Source organism: Geosporobacter ferrireducens (genome assembly GCF_001750685.1).
Lineage (GTDB): Bacteria > Bacillota > Clostridia > Peptostreptococcales > Thermotaleaceae > Geosporobacter > Geosporobacter ferrireducens.
In genome coordinates, this window is sequence record NZ_CP017269.1 from 3,507,198 (window position 1) to 3,521,920 (window position 14,723).

A 14,723-nucleotide genomic window follows, 5' to 3' on the forward strand; every position below is an offset into this window, starting at 1 on the left:
GGATGATGTACTCTTCGCAGTAATTATGCAGGAGATACATACTCGTTGACAAAGGAGAGGTATAGTCATATTATTATAAATATAAGCCCATACAAATGGACAGCCTATCTATTATGTTTATAATGAAAACGAAAATCATGTCGAGAGTTAACGGGGGATGCAATGAATAATTTAAAAGAATTAAAAGAATCCATTATTAAATATGTAGAACAGTTAGATGAGGAAAAAGTAATAGAATTATCTAGAGCAGCCATAGATGAAGGAATAGAGCCGCTAGCGTTATTAGAAATAATCAATGAAGGTATGAATCGGGTCGGAAAGCTGTATGAACAGAAGGATTATTTTATTGCAGATCTAATTGTTGCGGGACTGATCTTTAGAGAAGTATTGACATTAGATAAAATGAAAGCCCACTTTCAAAATGATTGTAAAAAAAGGATGGGAAAAGTAGTTTTGGGTACAGTGAAGGGAGATATTCACGATATTGGCAAAGATATTTTTAAGGGTATGCTCGAGACAAATGGTTTTGAGGTGATTGACCTTGGCGTAGATACTCCGAAGGAAGTTTTCATTGAAAGCGTTGAAAAAGAAAAACCTGATATTGTAGGATTGAGCGGTGCATTGACCTATACGATTGAATCCATGAGAGAAGTAGTAAATGGTTTCATTGAAGTGGGCTTACGGAATCAGGTGAAAATCATAATAGGTGCAAATCACATCAATGAGGATATCTGCAAATATATTGGAGCGGACGGTTTTGCCAATGATGCCTCAATTGGAACAAAGGTGTGTCTAGGCTGGATGAAACGTATCAATAAGCAGGGAGAAGCAAACGATGAAAAATCCGGTATATGTTAAGATTGTTGAAGATATACGAAATAAGGTTAACAATGGGGATTTAGAGCCGGGAGATGACATACCATCAGAAACAACATTATGTAAAGAATATGATACCAGTCGTATGACAGTAAGAAAAGGTCTTGCTATTCTGGCAAACGAAGGGTATATTTACTCCATTCCAGGAAAAGGGTACTACGTTAAAAAACCTGAATACAATAAATATACCGTTTATTACGATGAGATGAACAATTTAATTAACAATGTAGACAATACGAGGTTGATCGCAGTAGACATTATAAAGCCGCATGAAGAATTAATCAACAGACTTCAAATAAGTAAGAATAAAAAAATCATTAAGATTCGCAGAGTATTTTATACTGATGGAGAACCTATGGCTTATGATATCAAGTATCTGATCTATCAAAAGGGGATGCCCATCATAGAAACAGAAATTAAGGAAGCCACATTTCCAGAAATGATATCAAAAAATACTTCACTTTTTGCAATGAAAAAGGAATTGGTTATTTATGCAACAACGCCTGAAGAGAGTACAAAAAAATTGCTGAATATTTATGATAAGCTTGCTCTACTAGTAGTAGAACAAAAACTTTACGATAGTAAAGATAAGCCGATGGGGCTGGGAATCACTTACTTTAGAGGTGACTATATCAAGATTCAGGGAGTCAGTCAGTAATCGTGTAATTGAAAAGTGAAAAGGAGTTACTTTTGAGGGTAACTCTTTTTTAAATAGAAAAAGACAACGCTTGCTAAGCTGCAGAGTTTCAAAATGTGTATTCGTGAGTTTATGTAAGAAAAAGGGGGGAGACCTTTTGAAAAAGTACAGGATAACTTTTCAGCCAACAGGTCAAAGCATCGAAGTCCATGAGGGAACCACAGTAATGAAGGCAATTAGGGAAGCCGGAATTGATTATGATTTTCCTTGTGGGGGAGCGAGAAAATGTGGAAAGTGTAAGATTCGTATTGTAAATGGAATTACGCAGTCCCAGGAAAAGGAAAGAGAATTTCTGGGAGAGAAAGAAATCTATGATGGAATTCATCTTGCTTGTTTTACTGAAATCTATAGTGATGCCGCCATAGAACTTGTTCAAGTAAAGGCTGCGCAGCATCAAATTCTATTGGCATCGCAAGAAAGAACTGTAAAACTGGAACCTCACATTACCAAAAAATATATAGAGGTTAGAAAACCTTCTATTGGAGACCATCAATCGGATTGGAAGCGGTTTAAAAAGAGTTTGTTTGAGGGGGAAGAGGAATCAGCTGCAGCGCTGGATGTGCAGATTCCTATTTTACATCAGCTGCCGGAAGCGCTGCGGTCAGCTCAATATCATTTGACCGCTATTACCTATGGACGTGAGGTTATAGGTATTGAACATCAGGATACAACAGAAACTTTGCTGGGGATGGCCTTTGATATTGGTACAACCACGATCGTAGGGTATCTAATGGATCTAAACTCAGGGAAAGAATTAAGCGTTGTTTCTACATTAAATCCACAAACAAAATTTGGTGCAGATGTGATTAGTCGCAGCAACTATGCAAATCAAGAAGAAAAGGGATTAGAAAATCTGCATTCTGCGGTGATTAGAGCAATCAATAAACTTGTAGTAGAGGCTACTGAAAATGCTGGCGTAGATAGTGATGCGATTTATGTGATTACGGTTGCAGGCAATACCTGTATGCACCATCTATTTCTGGGATTAAGTCCGCGATATATCTCTATATCACCCTATATACCCACCATTAGCGAGCCTGTAGTGATGCGTGCACAAAATCTGCCCATCAGAATCAACAAGGCAGGTAAGATCCTGGTATTGCCCAATATTGCGGGTTTTGTAGGCGCAGATACAGTTGCAGTCCTTTTAGCAACAGAGTTGGATAAAAGCGAAGAAATCAAATTAATGATCGATATCGGAACCAACGGAGAGATCGCCCTTGGCTCTAAGGATAAACTATTTGCCTGCTCTGCAGCAGCAGGTCCTGCCTTTGAAGGAGCGCAAATCAGCAGTGGGATGAGAGGTGCAGCGGGAGCGATTGATCACGTCCACTTTGGAGAAAAATTGGAATACTCTGTAATTGGAGGAGGCAAACCTCGCGGGATCTGTGGTTCTGGACTCTTAGATGTGGTTGCAGGATTGCTTCACACAGGAATTATTGATGAAAAGGGAAGATTTTTACCGCCAGATGAAATTTCTAATCCTGCAGCGCAAAATTTCAAAGAGAATATTGTGCAGCATGAGGGAATGGGAGCATTTTTGCTGGCAGATGCGTCTTCTACAGACCATGAAAGCTCTATCTTGGTTACACAGAAAGATGTTCGTGAACTTCAACTGGCAAAGGGAGCTATGGCTGCAGGCATGAAGATTCTTATGGAAAAATGTGGCATAGAAGTAGAGCAGATACAGGAAGTATTACTGGCAGGTGCTTTTGGAAATTACCTAAACCCACATAGTGCTTGTGCCATTGGTTTAATTCCAAAAGAACTGGAAGATCGAATTAAAATGGTGGGAAATGCTGCAGGTACAGGTGCAAAACTGGCACTGCTTTCTGTCAGCGAGTATAAAAGAACTGCAGAAATTGCAGATTTCGTAGGTTTTGTAGAATTGGCTTCTCATCCCCAATTTTCATCCATTTTTGCACGTTCGATGTACTTTCGATAGAAATAGTATATCTGTAAGCACTTGAAATTAAATTAATAGAAATAGAATCTATTTTGAATAGGTTCTATTTTTCTACTTTTTTTTGGTCACAAATTGATACTTTTATCAAATTATGATAAACTAAATCAAAGTATTCCGGTATGAAATATTAGAAATAATTACCTGGGGAGGGATTCACATGGAAAAGATTGTGGTAGAGAGTTTTACAATGGATCATACAACAGTAGAAGCGCCTTTTGTTAGGAGGTGCGGAAGGATTGAAACGCCAAAGGGAGATATCATTACAAAGTTTGATCTGAGATTCACACAACCCAACAAAGAGATTATGCCTACGGGGGCAGTACATGCACTGGAGCATCTGATGGCTGGATTCATCCGGGAAGAGATTGCAGATGTAGTAGACTTGTCTCCTATGGGATGCAGAACAGGATTCTATTTGATCCTCGTAGGTGACAGACAGGAAGAAGAGATTGCAAAAGCATGGATAAATGCTTTAGAAAAGGTAATGTTATCAGAGGAAGTGCCTGCAGCGAATCCAGTTCAGTGTGGAAATTACAGGGATCTTTCTTTATTTGGAGCGAAGGAATATGCCGGAGAAGTTCTAGAAAAGTTAAAAGCCAGCTATCTGTAAGTTGTAGGATCAATCGTGTTTAAAGCGACATAATAGGAGGGAATATTGTGACACTGCAAGAAAAATTTGAGAAATTAAAGGAAATAATAAAAGAATTAGATAGTGTAGCTGTGGCATTTTCCGGTGGTGTAGACAGTACTTTTCTGTTAAAAACAGCACAGGATGTTCTAGGAGAAAACGTGGTTGCCGTTACTGCCCGGTCTTCAACATATCCAGAGAGAGAATTCAAAGAAGCACAACAGTTTGCTGAAAGTATCGGTGTAAGACATATTGTAATTATTTCAGAAGAATTGGAAATAGAAGGATTCTCAAAAAATCCGACCAATAGATGCTATTACTGTAAACATGAATTATTTTCAAAAATACAGGAAGTGGCGAAGGGAGAGCAAGTAAAAATCGTATTGGACGGGTCAAATTTTGATGATTTGGGAGATTACCGCCCAGGCATGCGAGCCGCAAAAGAGTTGAAGGTAGTGAGTCCGCTAAAGGAGGCAGGGCTTACAAAGGAGAATATTCGGGTACTGTCAAAGGACATGGGCCTGCCAACCTGGAACAAGCCTTCCTTTGCCTGTCTATCTTCCAGATTTCCCTATGGTCAGGAAATTACACCAGAAAAGCTAAAAATGGTTGAATTGGCAGAACAATTCCTACTGGATAAAGGTTTTCGACAAATCCGTGTAAGGCATCACGGAGATATGGCCAGAATAGAGGTAGAAAAGCAGGAAAGGGAAAAATTCTTTGATCTGGAATTGTTGGATGAAGTAGGTCATAAGCTAAAGGAATTTGGCTTTTCCTATGTAACGATAGATGCCTCAGGCTATAGAACAGGGAGCATGAACGAAGTATTAAGTGAAGCGGAGAAACAATAGGGAAACGGGCAGGGGGTGAAACCTTGGAGAGATATGTGAAGCAAATGCTGTTTGCGGAGATCGGTAGAGAAGGTCAGGAAAAGCTGTTGGCTTCAAGGGTCGTGATTATTGGTTGTGGCGCATTGGGTACAGTGATTGCCAATAATCTGGCCCGCTCTGGAGTAGGGTATATCAGAATTATAGATCGAGACTATATTGAACTGTCTAACCTACAGCGGCAAATTCTCTTTGATGAGGAAGATCTTCAAAATAATTTGACTAAAGCAGCTGCAGCTGCACAAAAATTAAGAAAGATCAATTCCAGTATCGAGATTGAGGAGATTATAGCTGATGTAAATCCTAGAAATATCGAAAAGTTTTGTCAAGGTATGGATTTAATCATGGATGCTACTGATAATTTTAACACCCGGTTTTTGATCAATGATACCTCCGTCAAATTGAGGATCCCTTGGATTTACGGGGGAGCTGTCAGTAGTATGGGAATGACCCATACCATTATTCCAGGAGAAACACCGTGTTTTCGATGTATTATGCCGAAGGTTCCGCCAGCTGGTACTGCAGACACCTGTGATTTGGTAGGTGTATTAAACGGTACAGTGAATGTAGTTGCATCTTTTCAGTCAGTGGAAGCGATCAAACTGCTTATCGGAAAAAAAGATGCCTTGATTAAAGGCAGCCGATACATAGATATCTGGGATAACCATTATGAGATATTAGACCATTCTATAAGAGAGGACTGCCCTGCCTGCCAAAGAAAGAATTTCACATATCTTCAAAATAATACTGAAGATGCAGTATATCTCTGTGGGCAGGATAGCATACAAATCAATCCGGTCAATTCTTCAATTGATGCAGATAATATCATAAAAAGATTAGAAACGATGGGAATAAGGGTGCTAAAAAATGCATTTTTCCTAAGATTTAATATTGAAAATGTGCAGTTTACACTTTTTCATGATGGAAGAGCCATATTGAAAAACACTACAGACATTGCCCAGGCAAAATCTCTTTATGCCAAATATATCGGCTTATAAAAAATACCTGCATGCCTAAGGAAAAGCTAAGGCGTGCAGGTATTTAAAGTTTATATTTCTTCTAGTTTCTCCAGTTCATAAGGGGTTTCCTGATAGACGAAATAATTCAGCCAGTTAGAGAACAACAGATTTGCATGGCTGCGCCATTTTACCACAGGAGGATTATCGGGATTATCTTCCGGGTAGTAGTTTTTAGGAATTGCAATAGGCATACCTCTAGCCACATCTCGATCGTATTCTGATTTTAAAGTTAGCGGATCATATTCAGAATGTCCCGTTACATAAATCTGCCGCCCGTTTTTTGAAGCTACAATGTAGATCCCTGATTCTTCTGATTGGGATAGAATTTCGATATCTTTAATTTTCTCAATATCTTCTTTCCTTATTTCTGTGTGTCGGGAGTGCGGTGCATAAAACACATCATCAAAGCCTCTGAGCAGCTTATTTGTCTTTTGATTGATCGTATGGGGAAACACGCCGGATACTTTGTGCCCTACAGGATATTTTGGAATGCCATAGTGATAATACAGGCCGGCCTGTGCTGCCCAGCAGATGTAAAGGGTGGAGTAAACATTGTGCTTACTCCATTCCATTATTTGTTTAATTTCTTCCCAGTAGGTCACTTCTTCGAAGTCTAAATGCTCCACAGGGGCACCCGTGATGATTAAGCCATCGAAGCGATCCTGTTGTATATCTTCAAAAGAATTATAGAATTTTGTAAGATGTTCTTCCGGTGTATTCTTGCAGATATGTGTTTTAGGGTGCAGCAGTGTAATATCCACCTGCAGCGGTGAATTGCCTAATAATCGTAGAATCTGAATTTCTGTAATGATCTTTGTAGGCATTAGGTTCAATATGGCAATTTTCAAAGGGCGAATATCCTGATGGCATGCGCGGGTATCGGACATGATAAATACATTTTCATTGGTTAAAATTTCAGCAGCCGGAAGGGTATCCGGTATTTTAATAGGCATAAAACCTCTCCTTTATAAGCGTTATACGATTGTGAATTACTTTACAGCCTTTTGCAGGGCTTGATTCAGATCATAAATTAGATCATCCGCATCTTCCAAACCAATAGATAAACGAATCATATCCGGTGTAACTCCGGCTGCCCGTTGTTCTGCCTCTGTCAGTTGTGCATGGGTCGTACTTGCGGGGTGAATTACGAGGGATTTTGCATCAGCTACATTTGCCAGTAATGAGAAGATTTCTAGGCTTTCAATGAATTTTTTGCCGGCTTCAGTTCCGCCTTGGATGCCAAACGTAAATATAGAACCACTGCCCTTTGGAAAGTATTTTTGTGCCAATGGATAATATTTGTTGCCTGGCAAGCTAGGATAGTTTACCCAAGAAACTGCGGGATGGTTCTGCAAAAACTCAGTAATTTTTTTAGTGTTAGAAATATGTCTTTCCAGCCTTAGGGATAAGGTTTCTAATCCTTGAAGCAGCAAGAAAGAATTAAATGGACTGATGCATGCACCCGTATCGCGAAGAAGCTGCACTCTGGCTTTTATAATATATGCAGCAGGGCCGAATGCTTCAGCGTACTTTATTCCATTATAACTTGGATCTGGTTCTGTCAGCCATGGAAATCTACCGCTTTTTACCCAATCAAACCTGCCGGAATCCACGATGACACCACCGATTGAGGTACCATGGCCGCCGATAAATTTGGTAGCTGAATGTACCACAATATCGGCACCGAATTCGATCGGCCTAAAGAGATAGGGTGTACCAAAGGTATTATCTACAATCAATGGAATACCTGCCTCGTGGGCGATGGCAGCAACGGCTTCAATGTCAATCAGATTGATTCCCGGATTACCGATGCTTTCAATGTAAAAAGCCTTTGTCTTAGCAGTGATTGCACTTCGAAAGTTTTCAGGATCATCAGGGTTTACAAAAACTGTATGGATGCCTAGTCTGGGGAAGGTGCTGGCAAACAGATTATAAGTACCACCATATAAGGTGCTTGCTGAAACAATTTCGTCTCCTGCTCCTGCAATATTCAGTATGGCATATGTGATTGCGGCAGAGCCGGATGCTGTAGCCAAGGCCCCAACGCCTCCTTCAAGGGCGGCAATTCTTTGCTCAAATACATCATTTGTAGGATTCATGATTCTGGTATAGATATTGCCAAATTCTTTTAGGGCAAATAAATTCGCTGCATGGTCTGTATCATTAAAGACATAGGATGTAGTTTGATAAATTGGAACAGCCCGGGAGCCTGTTGTGGGATCAGGCTTCTGACCACCATGAACTTGTAAGGTATCAAATTTTAACTTTCTTTCACTCATTTTCATCTCTCCTTTTTTATTTTATAAATTTTATTTTGCTACCTGTAGAACATGTTAAAAAGTTAGAAGGATATATTAAAATGCCTCTTTCAAAGTGAAAGAGGCATTGTGAATAATATTCCTCTCACATCTTTCAGTATTTTCATACTGCAGGAATTGGCACCGCTGCTTTATAAAAAGCCGGTTGCCGGGTTTCATAGGGCCAGACCCTCCACCTCTCTGGATATGAGTTCATGATTAAATTTTTTTGACTGCTTGAAATATTTGAACTGTTTATTCACACACGTCAATCCATGCGCCTGCCGTTAAACGGAGCATCTCGTCAGGCGTAATCTGCAGTGCAGCATATCTTGAACCAGCTGCAGGATAAACTGTGTCAAATTGCTGAATAGACTGATCAAGAAATATTTCAAGTGGATTTTTCAGACCAAAGGGACACAAACCGCCTACAGGATGGCCTGTCACTGCTTCAACTTCCTCGTGGGTCAGCATTTTTGCTTTTGTTTTGAAATACTGCTTATATTTCTTATTATCAATCTTAGAATCTCCCTTGGCCACAATAAGAATATCCTTATCTTTCAGACGAAAAGCCAAAGTTTTTGCAATTCGGCCGGGTTCAACGCCGATGGACTTAGAAGCCAGTTCAACTGTAGCGGAACTGGTAGATAGTTCAAAAATCGGATCTTCCAATCCTTTTTCAATGAAAAAATTTCTTACATCTTCAACTGCCATTTCTATGAAGCACCTCCTGATTCTATATTTGCAGTGGAACACGAATATGAATAAAAATAAAAAACCTCTTTCGCAGGGAAAGAGGCAACAGGCAAATGCGCACTCTCTCATCTACCGATACAAACGTACCGTAGGAATTGGCACCGCTGCTTTCTAAAAAGCCGGTTGCCGGGTTTCATAGGGCCAGTCCCTCCACCTCTCTGGATGAGAAATCTCTCAATATTTAGTTTATTTCAATTACCGTTAATAGATAGTATAATGGGAGAGAAAAAGATTGTCAATACATTTTTTTGAATATTTTTTCTGATTATGCATGCCATAATTAAAAATCAGATGCAGTGATTTCAGGAAAATATTATTTACAAAAGCCTATGAAGGAAATTCCCGGGGAAATAACAATATGACAGATATGTTCTCTAAGGCGGGAACATTTTTATCCTTTCTAAAGTCTATTACTATAGCAAATACTTTAGCGTGTGCAGGAGTGTCTCTGATATGACAAATCATACTTTCATAATCGGTATTGTCGTTGTTATTTTAGTAAATGCAGGAATAATGTTGGTAACAGAATTCCGAAGACTCCAAAGAGCGGACCAAGTTATCATGGAGACGATCAGAATCTTTAACAGCCAGCTGGCCCTTTCATGTATAAATATCGTCTTTTCTCTGATTTTTGCTTATTTTTGGTATCATGTTTTCCGCGACATTTATAAACTGTTGAAGCCTGAAGATTTAAAAGGTTTTTTTCAACTATTCAACGATCAATATCTGGATAGCATGCGACAATACTACTATGAGAGAGAAATGTTGATGGAGCTTTTTACCGTACAGAGATATAGAAATAGTGGAATGGTAAATTTATTTAGCATGATTATCACCATGATCTCCGGAATAAATGGCGTCTACACGGCACTCAAAAGAGATCAAATATGCAAAACTGCTATTTATGTCCAACGGGCAGTCATACCCTGGGAATCCGTTTGTGGGTTTCAATGGGGACATTTTTGGGATAGGCGGGAATTTAGACGCCTGCAGCCCTATTATGAACTGAAAATTTACTACTATAACCGGAAGACATTATTGGGAAAAGGCAAAAAGTGTGAGGCTGATTTATGTATTCAACCTTCAGACAAGGAAAATCTGGATATTCTATTGAATAAAGTAATTTCATTCAGGGAAAAAGAAGACGTTAAAGCAGAAAATAATTTTGTAAAGAAGGTTTAAGGATATGTTGTGTACTATTAGAAAAAAATATCTACTATGTGGTTCGCTGATAATGATGACCTTAATAGGAAGGAGAATTATATGATTAGAAGATTTGTAATACAGCTTGTTGCCAGTATTGTACTGGGGATGGCCTCGATTGGATTCGGTATTCTACACTTTGACCCGATGTTTTGGATAACTGTTTTCATACTATATAATGTTTGTGAAATTGTAGTATCAACGAAGGAAAAAGGAAAGCAATAAAGAAACGGGGCATGGATCGTGAAGAAGATTGGAATGGTTATTGTTATGATCGTTTGGGGATTGTCGATGATTGGATGTAGCAAACCTATATTTACTGAACCCACAGGTAATGCATCTTATGTGGGAATGCTTGTTCTGCAAAATGGTGAACAATATTATTGGGATACCGTGGGGAAAGATCTGGAAATAGGCGATCTGATCCTAGAGATACAGGAAAGAATAGCACCCCAATTTATACCCAAAGAAGGACAATCCAATATGCTCGCTAAAGGAACACCGGTTTACCGGGTGAAAGATCATGCCGATAAAGTAGTTGCAATCACTGCAGACGGACAATATGTTTTTAAAAAGAGAAATGAATAGCAGGAGCCTACCGGTCAATGCCTTCCCGGCTTAAAACGCCCTGCTGGTAATAGTGCTTGATTTCCTTCATCTCTGTTACAAGATCAGCGAACTCGATGATCGCCTCTGGTGCATAACGACCTGTTAGTACCAGCTCTGTCTCATAAGGTTTGTCTTTCAACAATGTAATTACATCTTCTAGAGATAAAAGACGATAGTATAATGCAATCGTAATTTCATCGAGAATGATCAGATCATACTTTTTGCTCATTAATATCCGGTGAATATCCTGTAGCCCTTTCCGGGCTGCGGAAATATCCTCCTGTTCAGGATTTTTTGCGATAAAGCAGCCATGACCATATAGCGTAATATCAATAGAATTCTGAAGAGATTTTAATGCTTTCCATTCACTATATTCTATTGATTTTACGAATTGAGCAATAAAAACTTTTTTTCCGGCTCCGGCAGCCCGCAAGGCCAAGCCAAGGGCAGCAGTAGTTTTCCCTTTGCCGTCTCCAGTGTATACATGAACATAACCTCGATTCATGAGCATCCCTCCTGATCTTTTTCTCCTTATGTTAAATGCGCGTCACTTACCTCTATTTTACCCTATGAGCAGTTATAAAAAACAATAAACTTCTATTGTAATCCTTTAATAGAAATTTCGATTGTGACGCTATAATAAAGAAAAGTATTGCACTGATAATATAAAGGAAAGAATAGGAGAGCAGAAGTTTTCACTGGTCCTTCCTCCTTTCTTTTGCTATTCTTATTATATAGAATTCAGATGAAAAAATGGAGAAAAATCTATCTGGAATTTAAAGATATGGGAGGTAAGTGATGAACGAAAAAATGAAACTGTTCGGGAAAAGAAATTTTGATTACGAGGAAGATGATTATGATCGGTTGAAAAATATTAACCAGAGATCGCAAAAGATGAATGTGTTTACAAATAAGGTAACACGAAAGAAGATCGAATTTGATTATGAGGAAGATGTTTACGAGCCAGAGAAAGGAAAATAGGCAAAAAAAGGAGGATTAGGAATGCAGCCCAAAAAGCGATCAAACCTTAGAATTTTCCTAGGGAGAAGTTATTATACCTATAAACGGTATATTTCCTGGTACTTTTCTAAAACCCAATTTGCAATAGAAAAAGATAATATTGAAAAGTATACTCAATTGATTTTCGAACATAGAACACCCCTGTTCCGCAAGCTGAGAAATGTAGACATGTGGCTGCAATATAACAAGGTAAAAAACCTAAAGATTGCAGTAGAACGGATGAACGATATTGTAATTCATCCAGGCGAGACTTTCTCCTAATGGAAAACCATTGGAAAGCCAAGAAAAAAAGATGGATTTGTAGAAGGAATGGTTTTATTTTACGGAAATTTTAAGCCGGGAATCGGGGGCGGCATATGCCAGCTATCCAATTTAATCTACTGGATGACACTACATACACCTTTAACAGTAGTAGAACGATGGAGACATAGCTATGATGTATTTCCAGACGCAGATAGAACGCAGCCCTTTGGGAGTGGAGCTACTTGTTCCTATAATTATATAGATTTGCAAATTAAAAACGAAACAGATAAACCGTACTTTCTGGAGTTATATCTAACAGAAGACCATTTGGTAGGCGCCTGGCGTTCAGATCGGGCGGAAGCATATTCCTATGAAGTGTATGAAAAGAAACATTGCATTAGGCAGGAGTTTTGGGGAGGTTATACGCGGCATAATAAACTGTATAGACGAAAATACAATCAGCAAGGAATCCAAGTTGCAGATGAGTTTATTACAGAAAATCATGCAATCATGATGTATGAACCTTTACTGGCGCAAAATAAATAGGTATAGGAAAAGCGAAGGGGACAAAAACATATCATGTGGAACAAATTACCTGTATAAAATCTCTTGACCCTAAGCATAATATATGATATATTTTGTTCTGTCCTCAAGGGAGGAGAAAGGGGAGTACCCCCTAATAATTGGTGAAAAAATAATATTGACAAATCGAGAAAAATAAGATATAATCATTTCTACCTCAAGCAGCAAACAACGATAGCAGTTGAATAGAAAGCGGCTTGACAAAATGAAAAAAAGCGTGTATCATCATAAGAGTCAGCAGAAGTGGCTAAAGATGAAAACGTTAACAAATTGGTCTTTGAAAACTAAACAGTGTAAGAATTAAAGCCAGCAAATATAGCGCGTAAGCGCAAACCCGTTCAATATAATTTGAACGAAGCGAGCATTTTTATTTGAGAGTTTGATCCTGGCTCAGGATGAACGCTGGCGGCGTGCCTAACACATGCAAGTCGAGCGGGATTGTGGAGTAGCTTGCTACGAAGCAATCTAGCGGCGGACGGGTGAGTAACGCGTGGGCAACCTGCCCTATACAGGGGGATAACACACCGAAAGGTGTGCTAATACCCCATAACACCGATGCTTCGCATGGAGAGTCGGTCAAAGATTTATCGGTATAGGATGGGCCCGCGTCTGATTAGCTAGTTGGTGAGGTAAAGGCTCACCAAGGCGACGATCAGTAGCCGACCTGAGAGGGTGATCGGCCACACTGGAACTGAGACACGGTCCAGACTCCTACGGGAGGCAGCAGTGGGGAATATTGCACAATGGGGGAAACCCTGATGCAGCAACGCCGCGTGAGCGATGAAGGCTTTCGGGTCGTAAAGCTCTGTCCTAAGGGAAGAAGAATGACGGTACCTTAGGAGGAAGCCCCGGCTAACTACGTGCCAGCAGCCGCGGTAATACGTAGGGGGCAAGCGTTATCCGGAATCACTGGGCGTAAAGGGTGCGTAGGCGGCCGATAAAGTCTGGGGTGAAAGGCTACGGCTTAACCGTAGTAAGCCTTGGAAACTTATTGGCTTGAGTGCAGGAGAGGTAAGTGGAATTCCTAGTGTAGCGGTGAAATGCGTAGATATTAGGAGGAACACCAGTGGCGAAGGCGACTTACTGGACTGTAACTGACGCTGAGGCACGAAAGCGTGGGGAGCGAACAGGATTAGATACCCTGGTAGTCCACGCCGTAAACGATGAGTGCTAGGTGTCGGGGGCGACAGCCCTCGGTGCCGCAGCTAACGCATTAAGCACTCCGCCTGGGGAGTACGCTCGCAAGAGTGAAACTCAAAGGAATTGACGGGGACCCGCACAAGCAGCGGAGCATGTGGTTTAATTCGAAGCAACGCGAAGAACCTTACCAGGACTTGACATCCTCCGCATTAGCCGTAACGGGTGAAATCCCTTCGGGGACGGAGAGACAGGTGGTGCATGGTTGTCGTCAGCTCGTGTCGTGAGATGTTGGGTTAAGTCCCGCAACGAGCGCAACCCTTGTCTTTAGTTGCCAGCAGGTGAAGCTGGGCACTCTAGAGAGACTGCCGGGGATAACTCGGAGGAAGGTGGGGATGACGTCAAATCATCATGCCCCTTATGTTCTGGGCTACACACGTGCTACAATGGCTGGTACAACGGGAAGCGAAGGAGTAATCCGGAGCAAATCCTAAAAGCCAGTCTCAGTTCGGATTGTGGGCTGCAACTCGCCCACATGAAGCTGGAGTTGCTAGTAATCGTGGATCAGAATGCCGCGGTGAATGCGTTCCCGGGTCTTGTACACACCGCCCGTCACACCATGGGAGCTCAGGGCACCCGAAGTCAGTGGGCTAACCGAAAGGGAGCAGCTGCCGAAGGTGAAATGAGTGACTGGGGTGAAGTCGTAACAAGGTAGCCGTATCGGAAGGTGCGGCTGGATCACCTCCTTTCTAAGGAGCTAAGGCTTTTTCTTACACTGTCTAGTTTTGAGAGACTAATAGTCT

At 40.5% G+C, this 14,723-nt stretch carries 16 protein-coding genes, 1 rRNA gene and 2 riboswitches; of the genes, 13 read left to right on the forward strand and 4 right to left on the reverse strand.

Annotated elements, in window-relative coordinates; genetic code table 11:
• The first annotated feature begins 162 nt into the window (after positions 1–162).
• From Gferi_RS16400 to Gferi_RS16425, 6 genes are all read left to right on the forward strand, one after another.
• Positions 163–858: a cobalamin B12-binding domain-containing protein gene (locus Gferi_RS16400; RefSeq protein ID WP_069978373.1), complete on the forward strand. Its 696-nt coding sequence runs from the start codon at positions 163–165 to the stop codon at positions 856–858.
• Positions 836–1,534 carry a GntR family transcriptional regulator gene (locus Gferi_RS16405; protein WP_069978375.1) on the forward strand — a complete coding sequence of 233 codons (699 nt, stop codon included), beginning with the start codon at positions 836–838 and terminating at the stop codon, positions 1,532–1,534. The genes Gferi_RS16400 and Gferi_RS16405 overlap by 23 nt, the downstream gene beginning before the upstream one ends.
• A gap of 136 nt (positions 1,535–1,670) precedes the next feature.
• On the forward strand, positions 1,671–3,518 hold the full coding sequence (locus tag Gferi_RS16410; RefSeq protein ID WP_069978377.1) for an ASKHA domain-containing protein: 1,848 nt from the start codon (positions 1,671–1,673) through the stop codon (positions 3,516–3,518).
• 178 nt (positions 3,519–3,696) lie between these two features.
• Positions 3,697–4,149 (forward strand): S-ribosylhomocysteine lyase, encoded by a 453-nt coding sequence (locus Gferi_RS16415; protein WP_069978378.1) that lies wholly within the window; start codon positions 3,697–3,699, stop codon positions 4,147–4,149.
• 47 nt (positions 4,150–4,196) lie between these two features.
• Positions 4,197–5,018, forward strand: a complete 822-nt coding sequence (larE, locus tag Gferi_RS16420; RefSeq protein ID WP_069978380.1) for an ATP-dependent sacrificial sulfur transferase LarE — start codon at positions 4,197–4,199, stop codon at positions 5,016–5,018.
• Positions 5,019–5,041: 23 nt separating this feature from the next.
• Positions 5,042–6,052, forward strand: a complete 1,011-nt coding sequence (locus Gferi_RS16425; RefSeq protein WP_207645763.1) for a ThiF family adenylyltransferase — start codon at positions 5,042–5,044, stop codon at positions 6,050–6,052.
• Positions 6,053–6,102: 50 nt separating this feature from the next.
• Here Gferi_RS16425 and metA read toward each other — a convergent pair whose 3' ends face one another.
• The 3 genes from metA to Gferi_RS16440 form a co-directional block, all read right to left on the reverse strand.
• Positions 6,103–7,026, reverse strand: a complete 924-nt coding sequence (metA, locus tag Gferi_RS16430) for a homoserine O-acetyltransferase MetA (RefSeq protein WP_069978382.1) — start codon at positions 7,024–7,026, stop codon at positions 6,103–6,105.
• Positions 7,027–7,062: 36 nt separating this feature from the next.
• Entirely contained in the window at positions 7,063–8,352 is a 1,290-nt protein-coding gene (locus Gferi_RS16435) for a homocysteine synthase (protein ID WP_069978384.1), read from the reverse strand.
• A gap of 123 nt (positions 8,353–8,475) precedes the next feature.
• Positions 8,476–8,582, reverse strand: a riboswitch (SAM riboswitch).
• 43 nt (positions 8,583–8,625) lie between these two features.
• Positions 8,626–9,084, reverse strand: a complete 459-nt coding sequence (locus tag Gferi_RS16440) for a YbaK/EbsC family protein (RefSeq protein ID WP_069978387.1) — start codon at positions 9,082–9,084, stop codon at positions 8,626–8,628.
• Positions 9,085–9,188: 104 nt separating this feature from the next.
• A riboswitch (SAM riboswitch) is annotated at positions 9,189–9,295 on the reverse strand.
• Between the two features lie 284 nt (positions 9,296–9,579).
• Between Gferi_RS16440 and Gferi_RS16445 the strand changes: the two genes are divergently transcribed.
• The 3 genes from Gferi_RS16445 (at position 9,580) to Gferi_RS16450 (ending at position 10,917) form a co-directional block, all read left to right on the forward strand.
• Entirely contained in the window at positions 9,580–10,308 is a 729-nt protein-coding gene (locus tag Gferi_RS16445) for a hypothetical protein (RefSeq protein WP_069978389.1), read from the forward strand.
• Positions 10,309–10,389: 81 nt separating this feature from the next.
• Positions 10,390–10,554, forward strand: a complete 165-nt coding sequence (locus Gferi_RS28205) for a hypothetical protein (protein ID WP_156782421.1) — start codon at positions 10,390–10,392, stop codon at positions 10,552–10,554.
• Positions 10,555–10,572: 18 nt separating this feature from the next.
• Entirely contained in the window at positions 10,573–10,917 is a 345-nt protein-coding gene (locus tag Gferi_RS16450; protein WP_069978391.1) for a hypothetical protein, read from the forward strand.
• A gap of 7 nt (positions 10,918–10,924) precedes the next feature.
• Here Gferi_RS16450 and cobO read toward each other — a convergent pair whose 3' ends face one another.
• Entirely contained in the window at positions 10,925–11,443 is a 519-nt protein-coding gene (cobO, locus tag Gferi_RS16455; protein WP_179948107.1) for a cob(I)yrinic acid a,c-diamide adenosyltransferase, read from the reverse strand.
• A gap of 293 nt (positions 11,444–11,736) precedes the next feature.
• Here cobO and Gferi_RS16460 point away from each other — a divergent pair, with 293 nt between their 5' ends.
• From Gferi_RS16460 to Gferi_RS16470, 4 genes are all read left to right on the forward strand, one after another.
• On the forward strand, positions 11,737–11,919 hold the full coding sequence (locus Gferi_RS16460) for a hypothetical protein (RefSeq protein WP_069978395.1): 183 nt from the start codon (positions 11,737–11,739) through the stop codon (positions 11,917–11,919).
• 21 nt (positions 11,920–11,940) lie between these two features.
• A complete protein-coding gene (locus tag Gferi_RS29190; RefSeq protein WP_330389347.1) occupies positions 11,941–12,219 on the forward strand; it encodes a hypothetical protein in 279 nt (92 codons plus the stop codon).
• A 48-nt stretch (positions 12,220–12,267) separates the two neighbouring features.
• Entirely contained in the window at positions 12,268–12,747 is a 480-nt protein-coding gene (locus Gferi_RS29195; protein ID WP_334292680.1) for a VanW family protein, read from the forward strand.
• A 403-nt stretch (positions 12,748–13,150) separates the two neighbouring features.
• A 16S ribosomal RNA gene (locus Gferi_RS16470) occupies positions 13,151–14,669 on the forward strand.
• Positions 14,670–14,723 lie beyond the last annotated feature (54 nt).

What these genes read in the sequence shown, in the direction of transcription:
- Gferi_RS16400 (WP_069978373.1), top strand. Translation starts at nt 163, where the DNA reads ATGAATAATTTAAAAGAATTAAAAGAATCCATTATTAAATATGTAGAA.
- Gferi_RS16405 (WP_069978375.1), top strand. Translation starts at nt 836, where the DNA reads ATGAAAAATCCGGTATATGTTAAGATTGTTGAAGATATACGAAATAAG.
- Gferi_RS16415 (WP_069978378.1), top strand. Translation starts at nt 3,697, where the DNA reads ATGGAAAAGATTGTGGTAGAGAGTTTTACAATGGATCATACAACAGTA.
- metA (WP_069978382.1), bottom strand. Translation starts at nt 7,026, where the DNA reads ATGCCTATTAAAATACCGGATACCCTTCCGGCTGCTGAAATTTTAACC.
- Gferi_RS16435 (WP_069978384.1), bottom strand. Translation starts at nt 8,352, where the DNA reads ATGAGTGAAAGAAAGTTAAAATTTGATACCTTACAAGTTCATGGTGGT.
- Gferi_RS16440 (WP_069978387.1), bottom strand. Translation starts at nt 9,084, where the DNA reads ATGGCAGTTGAAGATGTAAGAAATTTTTTCATTGAAAAAGGATTGGAA.
- Gferi_RS16445 (WP_069978389.1), top strand. Translation starts at nt 9,580, where the DNA reads ATGACAAATCATACTTTCATAATCGGTATTGTCGTTGTTATTTTAGTA.
- Gferi_RS28205 (WP_156782421.1), top strand. Translation starts at nt 10,390, where the DNA reads ATGATTAGAAGATTTGTAATACAGCTTGTTGCCAGTATTGTACTGGGG.
- cobO (WP_179948107.1), bottom strand. Translation starts at nt 11,443, where the DNA reads ATGAATCGAGGTTATGTTCATGTATACACTGGAGACGGCAAAGGGAAA.
- Gferi_RS16460 (WP_069978395.1), top strand. Translation starts at nt 11,737, where the DNA reads ATGAACGAAAAAATGAAACTGTTCGGGAAAAGAAATTTTGATTACGAG.
- Gferi_RS29190 (WP_330389347.1), top strand. Translation starts at nt 11,941, where the DNA reads ATGCAGCCCAAAAAGCGATCAAACCTTAGAATTTTCCTAGGGAGAAGT.
- Gferi_RS29195 (WP_334292680.1), top strand. Translation starts at nt 12,268, where the DNA reads ATGGTTTTATTTTACGGAAATTTTAAGCCGGGAATCGGGGGCGGCATA.